The following is a 21,620-nucleotide window of genomic DNA, read 5'->3' on the forward strand; positions in this document are numbered from 1 at the left end:
ACAAAAATTATATAAAATTATGAATATTCCTAAAATTATTAATACTTTAATTGAAGCTTTCATCAAATTTACACGACGACTTAACCCTAAGTTGAGAGACGGATTTGATTGGTTATTTCAAAAGCCAATTGAAGCCATAACACAGTTTTTTATAAATTTAGGAAGAAAAAAGGAAAACCTGAATATTGCTGAGGAAAAAATTCTTCCTAATGAAGAAGAAATCCAGAATCAAATTGCTAAACAAATGACCGATTTTTTGGTCAAGCACTATACTGGAAAAACTGCAGAAAGAGCAGGCAATACAAAAACCTACGGCATTGTTAAAGGTAGTTTTGAAATTTTACGCGATTTACCTAATGAGCTAAGACAAGGTATATTTAATGAATCTAGAATCTATCCAGCTTGGATCAGGTTTGCAGGACCTGGACCATTTGTAACGCACGATCTTGATGATAATGGCATCCTTAGTATCGGTGTGAAATTGATGGGCGTAGAGGGAGAAAAATTAATTGATGATGAGAAAATGACCCAAGATTTTACGGGTATAAGTGCTCCTACCTTTACCACCCCAAATATTGTCGAGAATCTCAAACTTCAACAACAAGTTTATAATGATACTCCCGCATGGTATTTCTTGAATCCTTTTGATTCACACCTGCTCGATGCTATGATGCAGGGACTGTATGCAAAAGCACATACTAGCCCACTAGAGGTTACATATTTTAGTTGTGTACCATATCTTTATGGTGAAGGAAAAGCCATTAAGTATTCGATAAAACCATGCATAGGTGAGACAACGGAAATACCTAAAAATCCATCCTACGATTACCTTAGAGAAGCAATGGTGAAGGTACTGGATAAGCGAGAAGTTTGTTTTGATTTTATGGTGCAATTGCAAACAGACCCTTACAAAATGCCGATCGAGAACACTTCTGTTATCTGGTCTGAAAAACTCTCTCCATGGATTAAAGTAGCCACAATCCACATTCCCTCTCAAAAATTTGATTCTCCCGATCAACTCAAATTTGCCCGAAACTTATCTTTCAACCCCTGGCATAGTATAGCTGCTCATCGCCCCTTAGGGAATCAGAACAGAGCCAGAAAGTATATTTATTTGGCAACATCCAAGTTTCGACAGCAGATGAATCAAGATCAAAGAATTGAGCCAAACGGGGATGAGGTTTTTAACGAATCAGTACAGGAAGTCCTTTGAGATTGGGAAGACAATTCAATGTAGAGAAAACCTATACTGGTTTTGGTTTGCAGGGAATGCAAGAACGAGTTCAGTTGTTAGGAGGTCAATTTCAAATTCATAGTACACCTGGTCAAGGAACTTGCATTCAAATCATGATTCCTCGGTAGAAAAATTTCCTATGATTCGATTATTACTGGTAGACGATCAATCCCTATTTCGGCAAGGTTTAGCTTTTCTCCTTTCCCTAGAGGAAGATTTGGACATCATTGGACAAGCTGATCAAGGGCAGGAAGCGATCGCTCTCACCCACCAACTTCAACCGGATGTGATTCTGATGGATGTGCGGATGCCGATTTGTTCAATTAGCTTGTGTTGCTTTTTGTTTGTTCCCTTTGTTTCAAATTAACGAAATAGAACCTGATTGGATGCCACAAGTTTCGGCTTCCTATTCCCTTTTCAGTTTCTCCCGTCTTCGCCCTTGGACTGCAGCACGAGCGCGATCGCCCGTTGGTTGTGAGGTAAACCATTGCTTAACCTTCTTACCGTGAGATCTTCCAATGGACTCCTCAATCAGTGCCAACGGATTGGACACAAGTACGAAACCAATGGGAATACTCGCACGTAGCCCGTTTTGTCCTGCATTTGATGGGGTTGGGTGCGCTCTTGATGTCTGTTTTGGTTGAGATTCCGATAACTTCGCTTTCGCTCCGTTCAGTCATTCCCGAAGTTGCCAAACTTACCAACCGTTAAAGGCAGGGCTGAAAACTATGACACGCTTACAAATGTGGCGATTCATCACCATTTGTTCATCATATTACGGTACCGACAGTAAGCTTACTAAAACTACCTTACTATCACACCGGTCATTAGCTTTATTATCTTTGTGTGCCATACTCTCAAGAAGCTTTGAAACATTTCTGTCTTTAGATGAGTAAACTGACTATGTTAATTAGTCTTTTGGCAGAGAATTTAGCTAAGCGATCGCGTTAGCCTGCACATAAGAAAAGTTGTTAATACGTTCCAAGTAGAAAAGGTTAGTTTTTTGTGGAAGGTATAAAAATGATGGAAGTTTCAAACGCATTGATGAATAGAATTTTAAGCTATTTGCTGCAACAAGCAGATGAGGGGGATACGGAGGCAGAAGAACTACTCGATGAGTTGAATGAGTTAGTCAACCTGCAACGAAATTTCCCAAGCAAAACTTCTTAACCAATCTGCTGCCATTTCTTACCGTGCAAGATTAACTTATACCAAGGCTGCGGTGTATACACAAGTAGGTGCAAAATGGGACACGATGCAAATTTTTGTTAAGATGTTTGCAATAATTCTATTGATATAGGCTTATGCGCTGATGAAGGCAGCATATGATCCCTCGATCGCGGTTGAATAAAACGCTGATGTTCTCCAGTCGGCAGACAAACTGGAATGGCGTTTTGCTTGAGCAGTGTCAAAGTCGTGTTTCGTCTTTTGAATGGGAACTCCCTGCCCTATCGGATCACTTGCTCTACTTACACACCGGAAAGCATTGTTTGTGAAATCCACCTGCTTGAAGAAAACAATCAGGGATGCGATCGCTACAATTGCGTTGATTAGGTTTCTGATTTAACTGCGTTTGTTCAAGAGTTTGACAATTCCTCGCTTAATTTAACGGTAAAATAACCCTGTTTCTATCGCATTCGCCTGACTGCCACAGGCGAGGGATGGAATAATTAAACACCTGATATTCACTTACATTTCTGTCGGGCAATTGAGGAGAAGCCGTTCACTCCTCAAGGGGGTTGGGTAAAATGTTAGTCCAACTTGCAGAACCCCCAATCCGTTCGTGTAGCGATCGCAACAGTACAACCCATTGAGGTAAAGATAGGGCTAACGGCTCTGTTGTATTTCTCACCTACCTACTTAGTCGTGTTGAGTATAGCTATAAATTTTTCTAACTTTGGATAGTTTTAATTGAAAGCCAGAGATGTTGAAATTATATTTTAGTATTCTCTCACTCTCAAATGGAGGAATACAAATGAATGCTGCTACAAATACAAAAAAGTGTGTGATTCCGGTGTTCAAATCGCCAAACGATTATCAGGCTTATCGTATTAGTCCGGAGTCTACGAATCGGTTGGCGCTCGTGTTTGATCCGATGAGTACGAGTACTTCTTTGACGTATTGTGTTGAAATTTTTGATGTCGGTGGGAAAAGGCCACCCAATCGGCATCAAATGGCGGTGGAAATGTTTTTTGTCCTCAAAGGAGAGGGCGTAGCAATGTGTGACGGCAAAGCCGTAAATATTCGCGCCGGAGACAGCGTTCTAGTGCCGCCAACCGGAATTCATGTGATTGAAAACACGGGGATGGGTCGCCTCTATACGCTTAGCATTATGGTTCCCAACGAGGATTTTGCTGAACCGATCCGCACCGGCATACCGGTTGAACTGGATGAAGAGGATATGGCAGTGTTGCAGCGATCGGACGCGCTGCTCCTGTAAGATTAACCACCCGCACTACTGAAAGCACATATCAAGGAAGGAGTCTAATGGACATTGCGATTATTGGCGGGGGAATTGGCGGGTTGGCAACTGCAAATGCACTGCTCAAAAAAGGATTCAACGTGCAGGTTTATGAGCGAGCACAAGCTTTGCGACCAATTGGTGCAGGTTTGTCTTTGACGCCCAACGGATTGAATAGCCTCAATACAGTTCAACCAGGGATAGCTGAGATATTGATCGGCGCAGGCAGCCCAATGAATACGCTGACGCTCAAACGTAGCACTGGAGAGATGATCGCCACAAAAGCAATGACGCTGATGCAGCAATACGGTCAGCCCATGCTCAGCATTCAGTGGTCAAAGCTGCAAGCCATCCTCGCATCAGTACTACCACCCGAAATTGTTCATCTCCACCATCGCTGTGTTGGTTTTGAGCAGCAGGACAACAGCGTTAAAGTCCGTTTTGAAGATGGAAAAACCGTCCAGGCTGACTTGCTGATTGGGGCAGACGGCATTAATTCTGCGGTCAGGCAGGAACTCATTGGAGACGGTACTCCTACCTATGCAGGACGAATGTCCTGGCGTGCTGTTATTCCATATTCCCATAAGCAACTACCTCCCGACGCAGCTACCTTAATCACGGCACTCCATGACAAAAATATTTTGCTGATCGATGTCGGCGAGGGTTATATCTTTTGGAGTGCAGGGGCGCTATCAACAGACGATTCTGTTTGTCAACGGGCAAGTGACGCGAAGGCACGAGTTCTAGATCTGTTCGCAGGGTGGGCAGAGCCTGTGGAGGCAATCATTGAAGCAACACCTGCGGAGGATATTGTAGAGCGACCGATTTTGGATCGACCGCCCCTAAACAACTGGAGCAAAGGCAGAGTAACGCTTTTGGGGGATGCGGCTCATCCCGTTGTTCCCTCGCTCGGACAAGGCGCAAACATGGCGTTTGAAGATGCCTATGAACTGGCGGAGTGTTTTGCTAATGCACCAAATATAGAAACAGCACTGCACGCCTATGAAACCAGTCGGATTCCTCGAACAACCGCGATTTACGATCGCAGTGCTACCCAGGGTCGTGACTCTTATCAACCAGAGAGTGAAACTTTGTTCAATAAAATGATGCAGCCTTCCCAGATGAGTCAGGATAACTTTGAAGCATGGCTCTACAGCTATAACTCTGCTACACCTCATTGACAGACAAAGCAGTTAAGCACCAGCCAACGTCATTGTTCATCAGCGAAAGTTAGAGAAATGTTCTCCAATTCGTTGAGGTGAAATCAAGACCTATTTCAGAAGTTAGTTTTAGCTTGAGTTTCTAGAGTCAGAAAAGTGTTTGAACGAGTAGGAGAATTCAATCATGGTCAAACAGCAAACAAGAGACGAATCAGTAAATGTGCAGGTAACCCCTAACCTGACACCCACCCAGCAGGTCTTGCAAGACCTCTGGGAAGCGCATTTGCAGTCTGAGATTGCCACTCACCAAAGCAGGACATCTGCTACTGATGGAGGATGCAGCGGAGGCAGTTGCGGAGTATACTGGCTTTTTGCAAACTATCAGCAGTCCGTAGTTGGATCGTAAATTGGGCAATCGCGATAAGCCGGGTACGGCTTGCGCCAAAGGCGATAAGCTGGGTACAGCTTGCGCTTCGCGATCGTGTCAACTTAATCAAGAAAGGAAAAAAATTATGGCTGAAACAGTTGCTTCAAGAATTCTAGGTACGTTGGATAATGACGTTCTTTTTGGTACGCCCGGAGATGATGTGATTGATACATTGGCTGGTAATGCTCAACCCGGAGAACCGCCACAGAAACCGCAAATTGAGGTGCTGGCATCTGGTCTAGATGGTCCCCGTAAGCTGAGCTTTGGTTCGGATGGGGCGCTGTATGTTGCAGAAGCCGGACGCGGAGGACCTGGAGCAAGTATTCCGTCTCCCAGTCAACCGGGTGCAGTTTTATCCTATGGCGCAACGGGTGCGATTACCCGAATCCAAGACGGCACTGTGGAACGAGTTGTGACCGGACTGCCCTCGCTGGCATTGCCCGATGGCGGAGATGCATCTGGTGTCCATGACATTGAGTTTGATGCGTATGGCAACGCCTATGCGATCGTCGGGTTTGCCAGCAATCCCGCCAATCGAGACAGCATTATTCAGGTGCCTGATTTTAGTCACTTGATTGCGATCGATAACTTTGACGGGGGTAGTTCGTGGACAAGACTGATCGATTTTGGCGCGTATGAACTCAACAATAATCCCGATGGGCAAGATGTTAATACTAACCTCTATGACTTACTGATTGAGGACAATACTGTTTATGTTCTGGATACAGGGGGCAATGATTTACTCAGTCAAAGAGCCTTTGGCGGTGAAATAACGCTAGAAACAGTCTTTCCGTCTCGTACTGCGACCGATCCAATTACAGGACAATCAGTGGAACAGCAGTCTGTGCCCACCGCAGTTACCGTAGGTGCAGATGGCGCATTCTATGTCAGCGAACTGACCGGGTATCCGTTCCCAGCAGGAGCCGCTCAAATTTATCGCCTCGCGGCTGACGGTCAACCGGAAGTCTATGCAGACGGGTTTACGAATATCGTCGATCTCGCCTCTGATAAGTCTGGCGGTTTGTATGTTCTGGAATACGATGCGGATGGCATCTTGACGGGTAGTGATGCAGGTGCCCTGATCTATTTGTCCCCAGATGGTAAAACTCGCACCACAATCACGGATGAACTAGTTTCTCCAACAGGTCTAACAATCGGTGCGGATGGCGACCTTTACATTTCTAACAAAGGCTTTATTGCCGGACAGGGAGAGGTGCTCCGGTTGAGTTTAGAGCAGAATACACCCTTCTCCAATCGATCGCCGCTCGATCAAGCTACGACAACTGGTGCGACCGGACTGTGGATTGTCGCAAGCGAATCTGCTTAACGACACAGGCGCATTTAATTACGCCTACAATCTAGGCAGTGATCTTGATCCAATAGTATAAAATCATCTACACCATTGAAAAGGTCACGGTGGTTGTGGCGCTATTTTTCATGAGAGATACCGCGATACATCAAAGGAGTTGAATGATGATTATCGTTCACCACTTAAATAATTCTCGTTCCCAGCGTGTCTTGTGGCTGCTAGAAGAACTTGGACTGGAGTATGACATCAAGTATTACCAACGCGATCCCAAAACCCTGCTAGCACCAGCCTCCCTGCGTCAGGTTCATCCACTCGGCAAATCGCCAGTCATTACTGACGGGACACTCACTTTAGCGGAGTCTGGAGCCATCCTTGAGTACCTGATTGAGCATTATGGCGAAGGACGACTGGCACCACTGCCTGGTACGCCAGAGAGATTGCGCTATACTTATTGGCTGCATTATGCTGAAGGTTCCGCCATGCCGCCCTTATTGTTGAAACTGGTTTTTGACCGCATTGAGCAGCAACCCCTACCGTTTTTCGTCAAGCCGATCGCACGACAGATCGCGAGCCGCACCAAGCAGACTTTGATTGAACCTCAGCTTAGGCAACATCTCGATTACTTGGAGGCAGAACTTGAAAAAAGTCTTTGGTTTGCAGGTGATGAGTTCACAGCCGCCGATATTCAGATGAGCTTCCCAATCGAAGCAGCCGCTGCACGTGCCGGTTTAGATGCCAGCCGTCCGAAGCTGATGAAATTTCTTGATCGCATCCACGCCCGTCCGGCTTATCAGCGGGCGTTAGAACGAGGTGGTGCTTACAAACTTGCAAGTTAAATCAGATACGACAGTCGTAACACCAGATAACTAAAAATTGGAGTCAAACGTAGTCAAACGTTGTCTATCTGTCTAATAATGCGCTCTAGGCACTCACTTACACTCAGATCGGCTCAATGGCGATCGCTTGAAGTTTTCTCCATGCCGTAGGGGTCAATCCCACCATATGCTTTTCTTTCTTTTCGTCGTAAAAAACTGGTTGATTTTTTACTCTTTTTTTTCCTTTACCTAATTGCATAATTTAGAATTTATAGCTAGACTAATAAACATATCAAAAAAACTTTGGAGGTAATTAATTAGTGCTTAAGAAGAAGAAAGGTTTCAACATTGCAACTAAAAGCGTCAAGTGTAAATTAGAGCGCAATGGATTTGATTTGATCGAAACCAAGACAGCTTTTAACGAAGTTGTAAGTTTCTACTTTGCACTAGTTAATACACATCCGGAAGGTATTGACCTGCCAAGAGAGGAAGATGGAGGATGGCGCTTTTATGAAAAGCTGACGCTCGGGGAGAAAGCTGTTTATCCACTTCCTTTTGACGGGTATCCCGTGCAATTTCGTCGTGCTGCTATAAGAATTGCTATTGGTGTTTGGGAGTCCTGGAATAGCAACTATCAAAGGTGGTTAAACCGTCCCAAAAAACAAAAACAACATAGACCACCAGTGCAGCCACGCTCATTCAACTTCGCTCCCAGTTTTGATGCCGGGGTATGGAAGGATGATGACGGGCAGTCAATTCTACTCAAAATACTAGTCAATGGTCAGTGGAAGTGGGTTAAATTCCAATACCTTGCACCCCTAGTAGATGCTGAGTGGGTAAAAGGTTCTCCATCAGTAGTAGTAAAAGGAAATGCGGCATACATCGTTTTTCCACTACAAAAGTATGTTCCGGCAACGGGAGGAATCAAAACAATTATGGCCCAAGACTCCTACCGAGTTTTGGGCATAGATATGGACTTAGATCGTCATATTGCTATATGTTCTGTCTTAGAAGTTGACGCTAAGGGCGAAGTGTTTGAGGTTGCACGCCACTTCATAAAACAAACAAGCCACACAAAGCGTAGGAAGAAACAACTAGGAAGAATAGCCCAAAAGATGCAGCAGACAGGTACTGTTGAGAAAGGTTTTGGTTCAAAGATGTGGGAAAACTTGCACAACCGGGAAGTTGAGGTAAGTAGAGCATATGCAAGACTTATTGTTGAGTTGGCAAAAACTTGGGATGCGGGCGTGATTGCGTTTGAGCATCTGGGCAATTTAAAACCTGTTCGTGGTAAATACTCTCGTCGTTCAAACCAAAAACGAGCCTATTGGCTCAAGTCAAAAGTTTATCAGCTTGTCAGCCGGATTGCCTATCAAGATTACAGCATCCTCACAACAAGGGTTAACCCTCGTAATACATCAAGATTTGACCTTTGGGGTAATCCGGTTTGGCGTAGTAACGAATTCCCAAAGACGTTATTTGATTTCCAGTCCTATGAACCTGGAGCTAATTTTGTGGGAACGGTTAATGGCTCCTTTCATCAGCGAGTTCATTTATCAAAACTTAGTACTCAGTATTTTTTCAAACGAAGTAGAAACCGTACATTTAGCAACTTGGCCTCAGTGGGACTCTGCCCTAATTGATGATTCCCTAATGCGTGACATGAATGCACTTGTACGAATTGTTGAGTTAGGACGGGCTGGTCGTGCTACAGCCGGAGTCAAGACACGTCAACCCTTTGCTGAAGTTTTGGTAAGGGTTCAAAACGAAGCAGAGCTTATAGGGTTGAAAAATTTAGAAGATTTGCTACAAGAAGAACTCAATGTCAAATCAGTGACATACTTAGACGTAATGGCAGATTTTGTAGATTATACCGTGAAACCTAATTTGCTACTTTTGGGCAAGCGGCTCGGTCATTTGCTACCTACGTTTAAGAAAGTGCTGGAAACTCTTGACAATCGCCAAATTGTCCTGTGGATAGAGCGAGCATTTGAGCGTTTATTTTTGTTCCAGAATGCTTGAAATCAAGATTTTTGGTAAAAGTCCTACGCTGTAAGCATCCCAGATTATTCTCTTCCAAAAGTGATAAAAGAGGGTTAAGCATATTCCCCTCCGTTTTTCACACCTGGAGGGGATATTATTGTACAAAGCGCTCGCTTGAATGAATAACTAGCAACTTGGGTTATTAGAGTTGTTAATAACACTCATTGGGAGAGAGTTGAATGATTACCTTACCAGGAGCTGCCATCTTAAGCAAAATCTATGAAAGTTCGGCAACTCTTGTGTATCGGGGTATGAGAGAGCAAGATAACTGTGCAGTGGTCGCTAAAGTCCTCAAGCAAGATTATCCCTCTCCTGGGGAATTAACTCGCTACAGGCAGGAATATGAAATTACCCATTCCCTCAACATCGAAGGCGTAGTTAAGGCATACAGCCAGCAGGACTATCAGCGCACGCTCGTCATCCTTTTAGAAGACTTTGGCGGCGAGTCTTTAGAACGCTTGCAGCAGCGCTCCGACTTTTACCCCATGCCCTTAGCGAATTTTCTTGGGCTGGCGATCGCCATTACAGAGATTCTGGGCAGAATCCATGCTGCTAATATCATTCATAAAGATATCAATCCTAGCAACATCGTCCTGAATCCAAATACTGGCGTTGTCAAAATGATTGATTTTGGTATTGCCACTCGATTCAGCCGCACCAATCCAACATTTAAAAGTCTTCATCTTCTAGAAGGAACCCTTGCCTACTTATCTCCAGAGCAAACTGGGCGTATGAACCGGATGCTCGACTACCGCAGCGATTTTTACTCGCTGGGTGCAACATTCTACGAACTTTTGACCGGACAGTTGCCGTTTCCCACCAGCGACATCCTAGAACTAGTTCATTGCCAGATTGCCAAACCGCCCGTTTCCCCGCACGAACTGAATTCAAAGATTCCCAAACCTGTTTCCGAGATCATTTTGAAACTGATGGCGAAAAATGCCGAGGATCGCTATCAGAGTGCTTGGGGTATCAAAGCCGATTTAGAACGCTGCGCCCAGCAACTAGCAGAAATTGGTCAAATCGATGGCATCCAATTAGGTCTTCAAGATATTTCCCAGCAATTTCAAATTCCCCAAAAACTGTACGGACGAGAAACAGAAATTGGCGCATTATTAGCGGCATTTGACAGAGTAGCCGCAAGGGGAGAGCGAGAAAATGCTCAATTCAACGTCGAAATGATGTTGGTTTCTGGTGACGCTGGCATTGGCAAATCAGCATTGGTGCAAGAACTCTATAAACCCATCACGGCAAAGCACGGCTATTTTATTTGGGGTAAGTTTGACCAATTTGGGCGTAATATTCCCTACAGCGCCATCGCCGATGCTCTAAAAAAATTGGTACAACAACTACTAGGGGAACCAGACGAGCAAGTGCAAAAGTGGCGCAATCGTCTGCTGACGGCATTGGGAAACAACGGACAAATCATCATTGATGCGATCCCAGAAGTTGAGCTAATTATTGGCAAACAGCCACCCGTACCCTCTGTTGGAGCAACCCAATCTCAAAATCGCTTCAATTCAGTCTTTCAAAATTTTGTGCGGGTGTTTTGTTCAAAAGAACATCCCCTGGTCATCTTCTTAGACGATTTACAGTGGATCGACTCCGCAACGCTGAAGTTAATCGAGTTAATATTACTCGACGAGCAAACCCAATATCTATTTTTGATCGGAGCCTACCGAGATAATGAAGTAACTCTCACGCATCCATTGGCATTGACGCTGGAGAAACTCAGAAAACAAGGAGCAGTGCTTCAGGAGATTATTTTAGCACCCTTAACGCCCGAACCGTTGAGTCAATTGATTGCCGAGACGCTACATTGCAAGATTGACACCGTTCGTTCCCTAACCCAATTAGTATTACGTAAAACCGAGGGTAATCCCTTCTTTGTCAATGAATTTTTGAGAATGCTGTATGGCGAAAATCTGTTGGCATTTGACCCCCCTCAATCCCCCCTTAGTAAGGGGGGAAGTAAAGGGGGGTGGCAGTGGGACATTGCCCAGATTGAAGCCCAAGATATTGCTGATAATGTGGTAGAGTTGCTGCTACTCAAGCTGAAGAAACTGCCAGAAGAGATACGGCAAATTCTTCGCTTAGCTGCTTGTGTTGGCTCTGAATTTAATTTAGAAACTTTAGCGATAGTTTGTGAAAAAACACAGAAAGAGATTTTCCAGGATTTACTAGCAGCTATCCAAGTTGGATTAATTCAACCTTTATCTGAATTAGATGAAAACTTGTTAGTTCAAGAGTATAAATTTTTGCACGATCGCGTACAGCAAGCTGCTTATGCCTTAATTGACGAGTCACAGAAACAAGCCGTTCATCTCCAAATTGGTCGCAATTTACTTGAAAAAAATTCACCAGAACAACGATTGGAGCGACTGTTTGAAATTGTAGATCACCTCGATCGGGGAATTGAGCTTGTCACTGCTCAACCAGAACGAATTGAAATTTCCAAGTTGAATTTAATTGCAGGTCAGAAAGCAAAGACAGCAACGGCTTATGAAGCAGCTCTTCAGTATTTCAATACAGGGCTTAAATTCCTTGATTCAGAAAGTTGGCAAAGCGAGTATGACCTCACCTTGGCGCTGTACTCAGAAGCAGCAGGAGCAGCGTATCTTCATGGTTGCTTTGATGAGATGGAACAATTCGTAGAAGTGGTACTTAACAACGCTAAAATAGCGATCGATAAAGTGCAGGTTTACGATAGCAGAATTCAAAGATATTTGTCACAGGGCGACCTGAAATCAGCACTTAAAATTGGATTGGAAGTGTTGAAGCTTCTGGAAGTAAACTTAATAGAAACTCCAAGTCAGTTAGATGTTGAAAGAGAATTGGAGAAAACATCTGCAATACTCGCTGGACGAGAAATTGAAGACTTAATTAATCTGCCAAAGATGACTGCTCCAGAACCGCTAGCAGCAATTTATATCCTGGCGAATATATCGGGTGCTGCATTTATAGTGTCACCAGCACTGCTGATACTGATTGTGTGTAAAAGGGTAAATTTGTCGATCAACTACGGTAACGCTACTTGGTCACCAATGAGTTATGCCAACTACGGATTTGTTCTATGTGGAGTCGTTCAAGACATTGAACTCGGTTATAAGTTTGGCAAATTAGCTCTTAGCTTGGCAGAACGATTGAATACCAAAAAGGGGAATGCTAAAGCATTAATGGTATCGAGTACCCACGTTATGCACTGGAAGGTACATTTTAGAAAAACAATACCAAAGCTGGTTGATGCTTATCAAAACGGAGTGGAAACCGGAGACTTTGAATTCGCTGGCTATGCTGCATATTATGTATGTTGTCGCTCGTTTTTTGTCGGTGAAGAACTCACCCAACTAGAACAAAATACGGCAGCATACAGCAAAGCGATCGGTCAAATCAGACGGGAAAGCCCCTCGAATTGGATTGCAATGTTGTGGCAGACAATCCTTAATCTGTTAGGTAGGTCTGAGAATCCCAGCCGTTTAATTGGTAATGTATATCATGAAGAGCAGGCGTTACCACATGCTAATGCAGTTAAAGATGGAACTGCAATTCAAATGTTTTATTTATACAAAATTATATTGTGTTATCTATTTGGAGAATATCATCAAGCTGCACAAACTGCTGTTTCGGCAAGGCAACATTTTGAAGAGGTAACAGCAATAACGGTTTTCCCTTTATTCAGTTTCTACCATTCTCTGGGACTTTTGAGCCTATTGCTCGATGCTTCAAACTCCCAAAAAGTAGCTTGGCTGGGTCATGTTAACACCAACCAAGAAAAGATGCAAAAATGGGCAAAGCACGCCCCGATGAATTATTTGCACAAATACCATTTAGTTGAAGCAGAGAAAGCGCGAGTTTTAGGGCGATTTTTTGAGGCTGAAGAGTTTTATGAACGAGCTATAGCGGGTGCTTCTGAGCATGAGTTTATTCAAGAAGAAGCATTAGCTTATGAATTGGCGGCTAAACATTACCTAGCGCGAGGTCGGGAAAAGTTTGCTCAAACTTACATGAAAGAAGCCCACTACTGCTACGAACGCTGGGGCGCAACGGCAAAGGTCAAAGATTTAGAAACTCGCTATGGGCAATTTTTTGCTCAGTCGTCTAGGGTAGCTTCCACCTCAACTCATACTACTGCTAGAAATTCTTCTGATCGCTCGGATATCGCTTTAGATCTTGCGGCGGTGATGAAAGCATCCCAGGCGATTTCTCGTGAAATTGAACTAGAGCAGTTGCTTCGTTCCTTAATGCAGGTTTTAATTCAAAATGCTGGCGCACAAACCGGATATCTAATTCTGGAAAACGCAGAAGAATGGGCAATCGAGGCTTCTTTTGAACTGGATGATGGTGAAAATGTTTGTGCTACAAAAGTGCTGCAATCGCTCCCAATAGCAAATCGCTTACCTAAAACAATTATTAATTATGTTATCCGCACTCATGAATCTGTCATTTTAAATAATGCGACTCGTGAAGGAAATTTTATTCACGAACCATACATTCAACAGCACCAAACCAAATCTATTTTCTGTTTGCCATTGCTCAGTCAAGCGAAGCTGGTTGGCGTGTTGTATCTGGAAAATCAACTAGCAGTTGGAGCATTTACACTAGAGCGAATGCAGGTCTTGAATCTCTTATCAACCCAGGCAGCAATCGCGATCGAAAATGCCAGACTTTACTCCAAGCTGCGGGCGAACGAAAGCAAGTTGACTCAGTTTCTCGAAGCAATTCCGGTGGGAATTGCGATCATAGATGCAGAGGGTCGCCCTTACTATGCCAATCAATGTGGCAATCAGCTCATCGGGAAAGAAATCGATCCTTCCCTAGCACCAGAGCAAATTACAGAGGCTTATCAGTTCTATGCCGCAGGAGGGGAGCAACTCTATCCCACAGAGAGATTGCCAGCGGTTCGGGCTTTGAGGGGTGAGCGCACTCGAAATGACGATATGGAAATTCGCCAAAATAATGTCACAATTCCAGTTGAGGCGTGGGGAACGCCAGTCTATGACGAACAGGGTAATATCATTTATGCGATCGTCGCTTTTCAAGATATTACCGAGCGCAAACAAACCGAGAAACTGCTAGCCGATTACAACCGGACTTTAGAGCAACAGGTCGCCCAACAAACGGCAGCGTTACGGAAAAGTGAAGCAAATTATCGCGATTTAATACAAACCGCGAATTCAATCATCATCCGCTCTGATATGCAAGGACGGATTCAATACTTGAATGATTACGGGCTAAGATTTTTTGGCTATGAGGAACATGAGATTTTAGGGCGTACCTTACTCGAAACGATCGTTCCAGAAATCGATAGCTGTGGGCGCGATCTCAAACAATTCGTCCACAACTTGTTTCACGACCCTGAATCTTACCTGCAATCTTATTTGCAAACCGAGAATGAAAACCTGTGTCGAGATGGCAGGCGAGTTTGGGTTGCCTGGTCAAATCAAGCAATTTTGGATGAACAGGGACAGGTAGTGGAAATTTTATCGGTTGGCAATGACATCACCCAGCGCAAACAAGCCGAGTCAGCCCTACAGCGTAGTGAAGCCAAGTTCCGCAATATTTTTGAAAACTCACAGGTCGGCATCTTTCGCACACGCCTCTCGGATGGATTAATTCTCGATGCCAATCAACGCCTTGCAGATCTATTTGGCTATGATTCACCCGATGAAATGATTGGGAAGAAACAGACTACAGACTGTTATGTAAATTCCAGCGATCGCCAAAAAGCCGTTGAATTGCTAAAGTGGAATGATGAACTGCGAAACTTTGAAGTGCAGTTGCGAAAACGGGATGGTACGCTGTTTTGGGGACTTTACTCCTCCCGTCTGAATACAGCCGATGGATGCATGGAAGGAGTGATTGCGGATATTAGCGAACAGCAAGCTGCGCTACACGAACGCAAATCAGCAGAAGCTGCCCTAAAAGCCTCAGAGACAAAGCTACGAACTTTAATTGCGGCAATTCCCGATCCACTGTTTGTACTGACTGCTGAAGGGCAAATCGTTGAAGCCATCGCAGTGGAACCGCATCTGCAATGTCAACCCGTCGAGGAGATGATTGGCAAAACCCTGCATCAGCTCGGTAAGGAACAAGCCGACGAATGGCTAAGTTATATTCAGCAGGCGCTGAGAACCCAACAAATCCTCACAGTCGAGTACAGTATGTTTCTCAATGGACGAGAAACCTGGTTTTCGACTCGCATTGCCCCGATCCGCCACGAGCAGGTGATTTGGCTGTCGCGAGATATTACGGCTCTTAAGCAAGCAGAAGCCACTTCAATTCTAGAAGAACGCAACCGCATGGCACGCGAAATTCACGATTCCCTCGCCCAAGCATTTACAGGCATTCTGGCTCAGGTAGGAGCTGCAAACCAGGTGCTAACGGATGATTTAGAAGCAACTCAGGCACATCTCGACCTGATCAAAGAATTGGCAAGAACCGGACTGAGTGAAGCGCGGCGATCAGTAATAGCGCTCCGTCCTCAGCTTTTGGAGGAGGGCAGTTTACAGAGCGCTCTCCATCGTCTCGTGACTCAAACTAGAGCTGCCGCAACTGATACAACTTTATATTATGAGATCGAGGGTGCAGTATATTCTCTACCGACTGAAGTAGAGAGTAACCTACTGCGGATTGGGCAGGAAGCATTAACCAATGCTATCAGACACGCCAACGCTGACGAAATTCGGGTGGAGCTAGTATACGATCGTGATCGGTTTTGCTTGCGCGTGAAAGACAATGGGCAGGGCTTTGGAGTTGGGAGCGTTCCATCCTCTGAGGGTTTTGGCTTATTAGGCATGAGCGAACGGGCAGAGCGCATCGGCGCACAACTGATGATTGGGAGTCAACCCGGGCGAGGAACAGAGATTATTGTCACCGTCAATCGGGAGTGAGTCACACGATGAGCCAAGCCACGACAATTCGGGTTCTGATTGCGGACGATCATGCCATTTTTCGGCAAGGATTAGCCACGATTATTAGCCGTGACCCAGATATGAGGGTGATTGCTCAAGCCGAAAATGGTGAACAGGCGATCGCCTTATTTCGAGAACACCAACCAGATGTAACGCTGATGGATTTGCGAATGCCGGAAGTTGAAGGAGTTGCCGCCATTGGTGCAATTCGCGCTACCGCTAAATCTGCTCGGATTATTGTACTGACAACGTATGATAGTGACGAAGATATTTATCGGGGATTGCAGGCAGGTGCAAAAGGATACCTGTTGAAAGAAACTGAACCTGACGAGTTGCTGAGTGCCATTCGTACCGTTCATCGGGGTCAGCAGTATATTCCGCCTGATGTGGGAGCAAAATTGGTACAGCGCCTTAGCAATCCAGAACTGAGTGAAAGAGAACTGGCAGTACTCCGTTCAATGGCGCAGGGGATGAGTAATGCCGATATTGCGGCTGCTTTGAGTATCGGTGAAGGCACTGTTAAATCTCATGTGAATCGGATTTTGAATAAGTTAGATGTGAGCGATAAGCTGGGTACAGCTTGCGCTTCGCGAACGCACCCAAGCTGTGATTGTTGCGATTAAACGCGGCATTGTCAGTTTATAGGGTGTACTTGCGATTGAATTCGGATTCTAACTTGAGTTAGAGCTAACCTTCTATTTCGGGATAGAACGGTTGCTCCATCGATTTATAGTGTAAAAAATTTAACTGATTGTAGACGACAAGTTAAAGTTAATTGCATATATTGAACTTATGTAAATCGCGATGGAGTAAATTGACTGAGCAACTTAATTGCAAGGTTCCTGTTTGCTTGTACAAACGTAGAAAGATGAGCGACGATCGTAGCCACAGTTCCTTACTTGTGCCAGCTTCAACCCAAGATCGTATTCAAGGTGTGCTAAGTGCTGCCGTGGTGCTGGTGATGTATGGGGACTATCAATGTTCTAAAAGTGCGGATGTTTACAGGCTGATTAAAGCCATCCAGCGAGAGCTTCATGTTTCTTTTGGAGAGGACTATTTATGTTTCATCTTCCGTCATTTTCCACAGATCCAGATTCATGCTCAGGCTCAACGTGCGGCTCAAGCAGCACAAGCCGCCGCCGCTCAAGGTCAGTTTTGGCAGATGCACGATACTTTGTTCGACCATCAACCAGCGTTGGGAAACGGCTATCTTGTCGAGTATGCCGATCGTCTCGGACTGGATATTTCCCAATTTTTGCAACATCTGTCTAAACAAACGCATGTCGATCGCATCAATGAAGATATCGAGAGTGGATTACGCAGTGGAGTAACTATTGCTCCAGCCCTGTTTATCAATAGAATTCGCTATACCGGACGCTGGAACAAGGCGCAATTGATGGCAGCCATTGTTGCTGCAAGTCATTAAGTCTCCTACTCCTCGATTTTTACAAAAAACAGATAATGGAACTCTCAAAAAAAGCTCGTAGTACCATGATTCAGAAAAGCCTCGAAACACGAGAAAAGTTTCCGATCTCATACTTCGATTCACGAAAGTATATTCAGCACAACGTCGGTCTGGAAGATGGACTTGGCCCGATTCTTCAGTTTATGGACGATCTGCCCGCCGATTGTACTAAAGTAACCGTTTGTCGTGCGATCGAGGATGGTGATTACAGCGTACTTCATGCCGATTATATTCTCGGTGATTGGGGTTCGATGGTCGGCTTTGAAATTCATCGTTGGGAAGATGACCGCATTGTAGAACACTGGGATAATCTTTGCCCTACTCCTACTGAAAAGAATGTGAGCGGACGCTCGATGACTGATGGTGCAACCGAGGTTTTCGATTTGGAGCGCACCCAAAGCAACAAAGCTCTGGTCTACGAATTTACCAAGAAGATTCTTATTGACGGAGAACTTTCCTCACTCTCCAACTATTTCGCGGATGGTGCATTAGTTCAACACAGCCCATATTATGGCGACGGTGTGCAGTCCTTCGAGGCGATGGTGAAAGCTTGGCAAGCTGACGGCGAAACGGCTTACCAGCGTATGCATTTGCTACTGGGTGAGGGCAATATGGTGCTGGTCATTAGTGAGGGCATTTTCAAGAACAAACCTGCTGCTTTTTACGATCTATATCGTCTTGCAAACGATAAAATCGCTGAACATTGGGAGGTTTTTGAAACAATACCCCCTTGCGATACATGGAAGAACTCTAATGGCAAATTCTAGGGCGTGTAGTCTGAGTGATTGTGTCAAATAGTGATATCATTTCAGGAGAAGAAAATGAAAAAGATTGAAGCTTCGCTGATTGCAGACATTGCCTTACAAGTAGGTTTTTCCAGTCAAAGTCATTTGACGCGAATTACGAATTGGTATTAGTATACTCCAAACAGATAGAACAAGGAGAATCCAATGCAACCAATACTAGATCGAGAGCAACAGACGACAGAAGCTTTTGCCGCTCATTTGGCACTTGTGGGCAAGGATATTCCAGCTTGGGTAGATTTGTTTGCTGAAGATGCAGTCGTTGAATTTCCCTATGCTTCCACGACACCAGGACGATTAGAAGGCAAACAAGCTATTTACAACTACATGAAAGACGTGCCAGCACAGATGCAAGACTTGGTATTTAGCAACGTTCAAATTTATCCAACGTCAAATTCCAATGTTTTATTTGCTGAGGTTCATGGAGAAGCCGTTATTGTTTCTACAGGTCGTCATTATCAACAAGATTATGTAATTCGGCTGGAAACAAAGGAAGGCAAGATCATTCACTACCGCGAATACTGGAATCCTGTTGCCGCTCTTGAAGCATGGGGTGGCACACAAAATTTGCGTCAATCTTTCAATGCAGATAGCCCGGAGTAAAGCGAGGATGCAAAAAAGCATGAAAATTGTAATTGCTGCTGCCTCCGGCAATATTGGACGACGCACCGCAGAAAAGGTGGTTCAGGCTGGAGTCGAGACTATTCTTCTGACACGACAGCCAGAGAAGCTAGCTGCACAAGTGGCTCAAGGTGCCACAGTAAAGCCAATCAGCAGTGATGATACAAGCGGATTAATCGAGGCAACACAAAATGCAGAGGCTTTGTTTTGGCTAACTCCACCAAAACTGAATGCACCCAGCTTACGCGACTGGTATATCCAAACGGCAATGGCTGGAGCTAGCGCAGTGCGTGAAAACAAGATTAAAAGAGTGGTCAACATTTCTGGACTCGGTGCAGGTGCAGGGCCAGATTTGGGTACAGTCACATTTGTTGGAAACGTTGAATCGATCTTCAACCAAACTGGCTCGAATGTGCTGCATCTGCGTCCTGGCTATTTCATGGAGAATTTTCTAGAGCAAGTCAAGTTTATTCAGCAAGACAGCGCCGTTTATTTTCCCTATGCCAGCAATCATGATATTCCCTGGATCAGTACCGATGACATTGGGGATGAAACTGCAAAATATTTACTTGATGACTGCTGGTCAGGACAATGGACTCGGAATCTCATGGGGCCAGAAAATCTAACGCTCTCTGAAGTCACTGCCATTCTTTCGCAAGTTCTGAATCGTTCAATTGACTATGTGCAGGTAACGGTTGAATCAGTTCAACAGCAACTTGCACTACTCGGAGCAACCCCGAATGTCCAACAAGAGTTAGGAAATTTGTTTCGTGCCCTTGGCGATCCGGATGGTATCTATGCGACTGCACGAACACCTGAAGCAATTACAACAACAACATTTGAGCAGTTTGTAACCCATAAACTTCTCAAACACACTCTGACTTAACATTCTACTGACGCTGAAACAAATTCGCAAACACCATTGAAATCCGATCGAGCAGTAGTTCTGCGATCGCTCAATGACAACACACGTCTGGAAATCAATAATTGGAGTTGTGCTATGGATGTTCAACGAATGGGATGCTTATACAATCTCTACTGCATCGGCTGGAAAAATGGTTCCTTGAAGCATCTCTCTCCCCTGCAACACGGGTTGTTCAGCATTTTACTGTATTACCGGAGAGGCTACACCGAAGGTTCTCAATGGAGACAGGATTGCTTGAGAAATCCCAGCAGTTCGCGCTTCTTGTGACCAATTTGCTATTCACATCAACTGGAAAAAAGAATTCAATTATGCAAACCATTACAATCGACAATATCACGCAAGCCGTTATTGACCACGGAGACGGCGGTAAAACTCATCCGCGCCTGTACGAAATTTACACAAGTCTGGTGAAGCATCTCCATGCTTTTGTCCGCGAAGTAAATTTGACTGAGCCAGAGTTGCAGCAGGGGCGTGATTTCCTCAATCGCGTCAGCCGACACACGCAAGTCATCCCAGACGGGGAGATTCAGGTACTCACTGATTTGCTGGGCATTTCGATGCTGGTGGAATTGCTGCAAGACTCCAACGATAGTGTGACAGAAGCCAATTTGCAAGGACCTCTCTACGTACCTAATGCCCCTCAGCGCAAGTTGGGCGATCGCATTGGCATCGATCCAGAAGGTGAAGCCCTGCTTCTTTCAGGTCGAGTGTTAGATGTGAATGGGCAGACGTGAAGCAGAAGGTGAAGAAACTGCGGCGCTAATTCGCTCTGGCGGAGCAGAGTGCTTGTTTGTGCGATCGGATGTATCCAGTGAAGCAGAGGTTCAAGCTTTGGTAGAGAAAACGATAAGCTGGGTACAGCTTGCGCTTCGCGAACGCGACTTATGGCAGACTCGATTGTGCCTTTAACAATGCTGCGATCGATACTTCTGGCAAACCCCTTCACGAACAATCCATTGAGAATTTTGACACACTAATGTCGATTAATGTGCGAGGGCTGTTCTTGTGCATGAAATATGAAATCCAACAAATGCTGAACCAAGGAGCAAGTGCGATCGTAAATACTTCGTCAGTGGCTGGTTTAATTGGATATCCAGGAGCATCTCCTTACATTGCCAGCAAACATGCGGTGGTGGGGCTGACTCGCGCTGCTGCTCTTGACTATGCCAAACAGGGAATTCGGATTAATGTCGTCAATCCTGGTCCTATTGCGACTGAGATGATGTATCGTAGCATTGACAAACTGGGTATCGCGGCTGATGATCTCACAGCTATGGTTCCAATGGGACGCATCGGTCAGGTAGAAGAAATTGCTCAAGCGGTGGTTTTTCTCTGTTCTGATGCTGCCAGCTATATTACCGGACAACCTTTGGCGATCGATGGTGGAGTCACAGTGGGCTAAAAGGAAAAATCATCATGTTCAGAGTTTTAGCAATTATGGAAATG

General features: G+C 44.8%; 22 protein-coding genes and 2 pseudogenes. 21 read left to right on the top strand and 3 right to left on the bottom strand.

What is annotated here, in order from left to right; genetic code table 11:
- Positions 1–19: 19 nt before the first annotated feature.
- The 3 genes and pseudogenes from WA1_RS24240 to WA1_RS24245 all read left to right on the top strand — a co-directional run.
- A complete protein-coding gene (locus tag WA1_RS24240) occupies positions 20–1,213 on the top strand; it encodes a catalase family protein (protein ID WP_017739949.1) in 1,194 nt (397 codons plus the stop codon).
- Entirely contained in the window at positions 1,210–1,362 is a 153-nt protein-coding gene (locus WA1_RS60160; RefSeq protein ID WP_017739948.1) for an ATP-binding protein, read from the top strand. Before WA1_RS24240 ends, WA1_RS60160 begins: the two co-directional genes overlap by 4 nt.
- Before the next feature lie 11 nt (positions 1,363–1,373).
- Positions 1,374–1,553, top strand: a pseudogene (locus WA1_RS24245) (response regulator transcription factor); the annotation flags it as partial.
- Between the two features lie 87 nt (positions 1,554–1,640).
- On the opposite strand, the gene WA1_RS57220 reads toward WA1_RS24245, so the two are convergent.
- Positions 1,641–1,787, bottom strand: a complete 147-nt coding sequence (locus WA1_RS57220; RefSeq protein WP_158516684.1) for a hypothetical protein — start codon at positions 1,785–1,787, stop codon at positions 1,641–1,643.
- A gap of 467 nt (positions 1,788–2,254) precedes the next feature.
- Here WA1_RS57220 and WA1_RS57225 point away from each other — a divergent pair, with 467 nt between their 5' ends.
- Positions 2,255–2,404, top strand: a complete 150-nt coding sequence (locus WA1_RS57225) for a hypothetical protein (protein WP_017739946.1) — start codon at positions 2,255–2,257, stop codon at positions 2,402–2,404.
- Between the two features lie 553 nt (positions 2,405–2,957).
- On the opposite strand, the gene WA1_RS60165 is transcribed toward WA1_RS57225, so the two are convergent.
- A complete protein-coding gene (locus tag WA1_RS60165; RefSeq protein ID WP_272819213.1) occupies positions 2,958–3,086 on the bottom strand; it encodes a hypothetical protein in 129 nt (42 codons plus the stop codon).
- Between the two features lie 123 nt (positions 3,087–3,209).
- Between WA1_RS60165 and WA1_RS24250 the strand changes: the two genes are divergently transcribed.
- The 5 genes from WA1_RS24250 (at position 3,210) to WA1_RS24270 (ending at position 7,427) form a co-directional block, all read left to right on the top strand.
- Positions 3,210–3,674 carry a cupin domain-containing protein gene (locus WA1_RS24250; protein WP_017739945.1) on the top strand — a complete coding sequence of 155 codons (465 nt, stop codon included), beginning with the start codon at positions 3,210–3,212 and terminating at the stop codon, positions 3,672–3,674.
- Positions 3,675–3,721: 47 nt separating this feature from the next.
- Positions 3,722–4,876, top strand: coding sequence for an FAD-dependent oxidoreductase (locus WA1_RS24255; protein ID WP_017739944.1), 1,155 nt, complete (start codon positions 3,722–3,724; stop codon positions 4,874–4,876).
- Between the two features lie 163 nt (positions 4,877–5,039).
- Positions 5,040–5,261: a hypothetical protein gene (locus WA1_RS24260; protein WP_017739943.1), complete on the top strand. Its 222-nt coding sequence runs from the start codon at positions 5,040–5,042 to the stop codon at positions 5,259–5,261.
- On the top strand, positions 5,251–6,609 hold the full coding sequence (locus WA1_RS24265) for a ScyD/ScyE family protein (protein WP_017739942.1): 1,359 nt from the start codon (positions 5,251–5,253) through the stop codon (positions 6,607–6,609). Before WA1_RS24260 ends, WA1_RS24265 begins: the two co-directional genes overlap by 11 nt.
- A gap of 146 nt (positions 6,610–6,755) precedes the next feature.
- Positions 6,756–7,427, top strand: coding sequence for a glutathione S-transferase (locus WA1_RS24270; RefSeq protein ID WP_017739941.1), 672 nt, complete (start codon positions 6,756–6,758; stop codon positions 7,425–7,427).
- Between the two features lie 103 nt (positions 7,428–7,530).
- Here the strand turns inward: WA1_RS24270 and WA1_RS24275 are convergent, their stop codons facing one another.
- Positions 7,531–7,665: a hypothetical protein gene (locus WA1_RS24275; protein WP_017739940.1), complete on the bottom strand. Its 135-nt coding sequence runs from the start codon at positions 7,663–7,665 to the stop codon at positions 7,531–7,533.
- Positions 7,666–7,726: 61 nt separating this feature from the next.
- Between WA1_RS24275 and WA1_RS24280 the strand changes: the two genes are divergently transcribed.
- The 12 genes and pseudogenes from WA1_RS24280 to WA1_RS24325 all read left to right on the top strand — a co-directional run bounded on the left by WA1_RS24280 (position 7,727) and on the right by WA1_RS24325 (position 21,576).
- Positions 7,727–9,049, top strand: coding sequence for a hypothetical protein (locus WA1_RS24280; protein WP_017739939.1), 1,323 nt, complete (start codon positions 7,727–7,729; stop codon positions 9,047–9,049).
- Positions 8,934–9,428 carry a DUF5915 domain-containing protein gene (locus WA1_RS24285; RefSeq protein ID WP_272819215.1) on the top strand — a complete coding sequence of 165 codons (495 nt, stop codon included), beginning with the start codon at positions 8,934–8,936 and terminating at the stop codon, positions 9,426–9,428. Before WA1_RS24280 ends, WA1_RS24285 begins: the two co-directional genes overlap by 116 nt.
- A 200-nt stretch (positions 9,429–9,628) precedes the next feature.
- Positions 9,629–16,339 (top strand): PAS domain S-box protein, encoded by a 6,711-nt coding sequence (locus WA1_RS24290; protein WP_066613004.1) that lies wholly within the window; start codon positions 9,629–9,631, stop codon positions 16,337–16,339.
- 8 nt (positions 16,340–16,347) lie between these two features.
- A pseudogene (locus WA1_RS24295) lies at positions 16,348–17,005 on the top strand (response regulator).
- Between the two features lie 223 nt (positions 17,006–17,228).
- Positions 17,229–17,786, top strand: a complete 558-nt coding sequence (locus tag WA1_RS24300; protein WP_017739935.1) for a DsbA family protein — start codon at positions 17,229–17,231, stop codon at positions 17,784–17,786.
- 35 nt (positions 17,787–17,821) lie between these two features.
- On the top strand, positions 17,822–18,592 hold the full coding sequence (locus WA1_RS24305) for a nuclear transport factor 2 family protein (RefSeq protein ID WP_017739934.1): 771 nt from the start codon (positions 17,822–17,824) through the stop codon (positions 18,590–18,592).
- Between the two features lie 183 nt (positions 18,593–18,775).
- Entirely contained in the window at positions 18,776–19,231 is a 456-nt protein-coding gene (locus WA1_RS24310; protein ID WP_017739932.1) for a nuclear transport factor 2 family protein, read from the top strand.
- A 19-nt stretch (positions 19,232–19,250) separates the two neighbouring features.
- Positions 19,251–20,135: an NmrA family NAD(P)-binding protein gene (locus WA1_RS24315; protein ID WP_033334475.1), complete on the top strand. Its 885-nt coding sequence runs from the start codon at positions 19,251–19,253 to the stop codon at positions 20,133–20,135.
- Between the two features lie 36 nt (positions 20,136–20,171).
- Positions 20,172–20,441, top strand: a complete 270-nt coding sequence (locus WA1_RS55300) for a hypothetical protein (protein WP_148662755.1) — start codon at positions 20,172–20,174, stop codon at positions 20,439–20,441.
- A gap of 41 nt (positions 20,442–20,482) precedes the next feature.
- A complete protein-coding gene (locus WA1_RS24320) occupies positions 20,483–20,908 on the top strand; it encodes a dioxygenase (RefSeq protein WP_081403141.1) in 426 nt (141 codons plus the stop codon).
- A complete protein-coding gene (locus WA1_RS60170) occupies positions 20,895–21,083 on the top strand; it encodes a hypothetical protein (RefSeq protein ID WP_272819216.1) in 189 nt (62 codons plus the stop codon). The genes WA1_RS24320 and WA1_RS60170 overlap by 14 nt, the downstream gene beginning before the upstream one ends.
- Positions 21,037–21,576, top strand: coding sequence for an SDR family oxidoreductase (locus WA1_RS24325; RefSeq protein WP_272819217.1), 540 nt, complete (start codon positions 21,037–21,039; stop codon positions 21,574–21,576). The genes WA1_RS60170 and WA1_RS24325 overlap by 47 nt, the downstream gene beginning before the upstream one ends.
- Positions 21,577–21,620: the final 44 nt, after the last annotated feature.

Source organism: Scytonema hofmannii PCC 7110 (assembly GCF_000346485.2).
Classification (GTDB): domain Bacteria; phylum Cyanobacteriota; class Cyanobacteriia; order Cyanobacteriales; family Nostocaceae; genus Scytonema; species Scytonema hofmannii.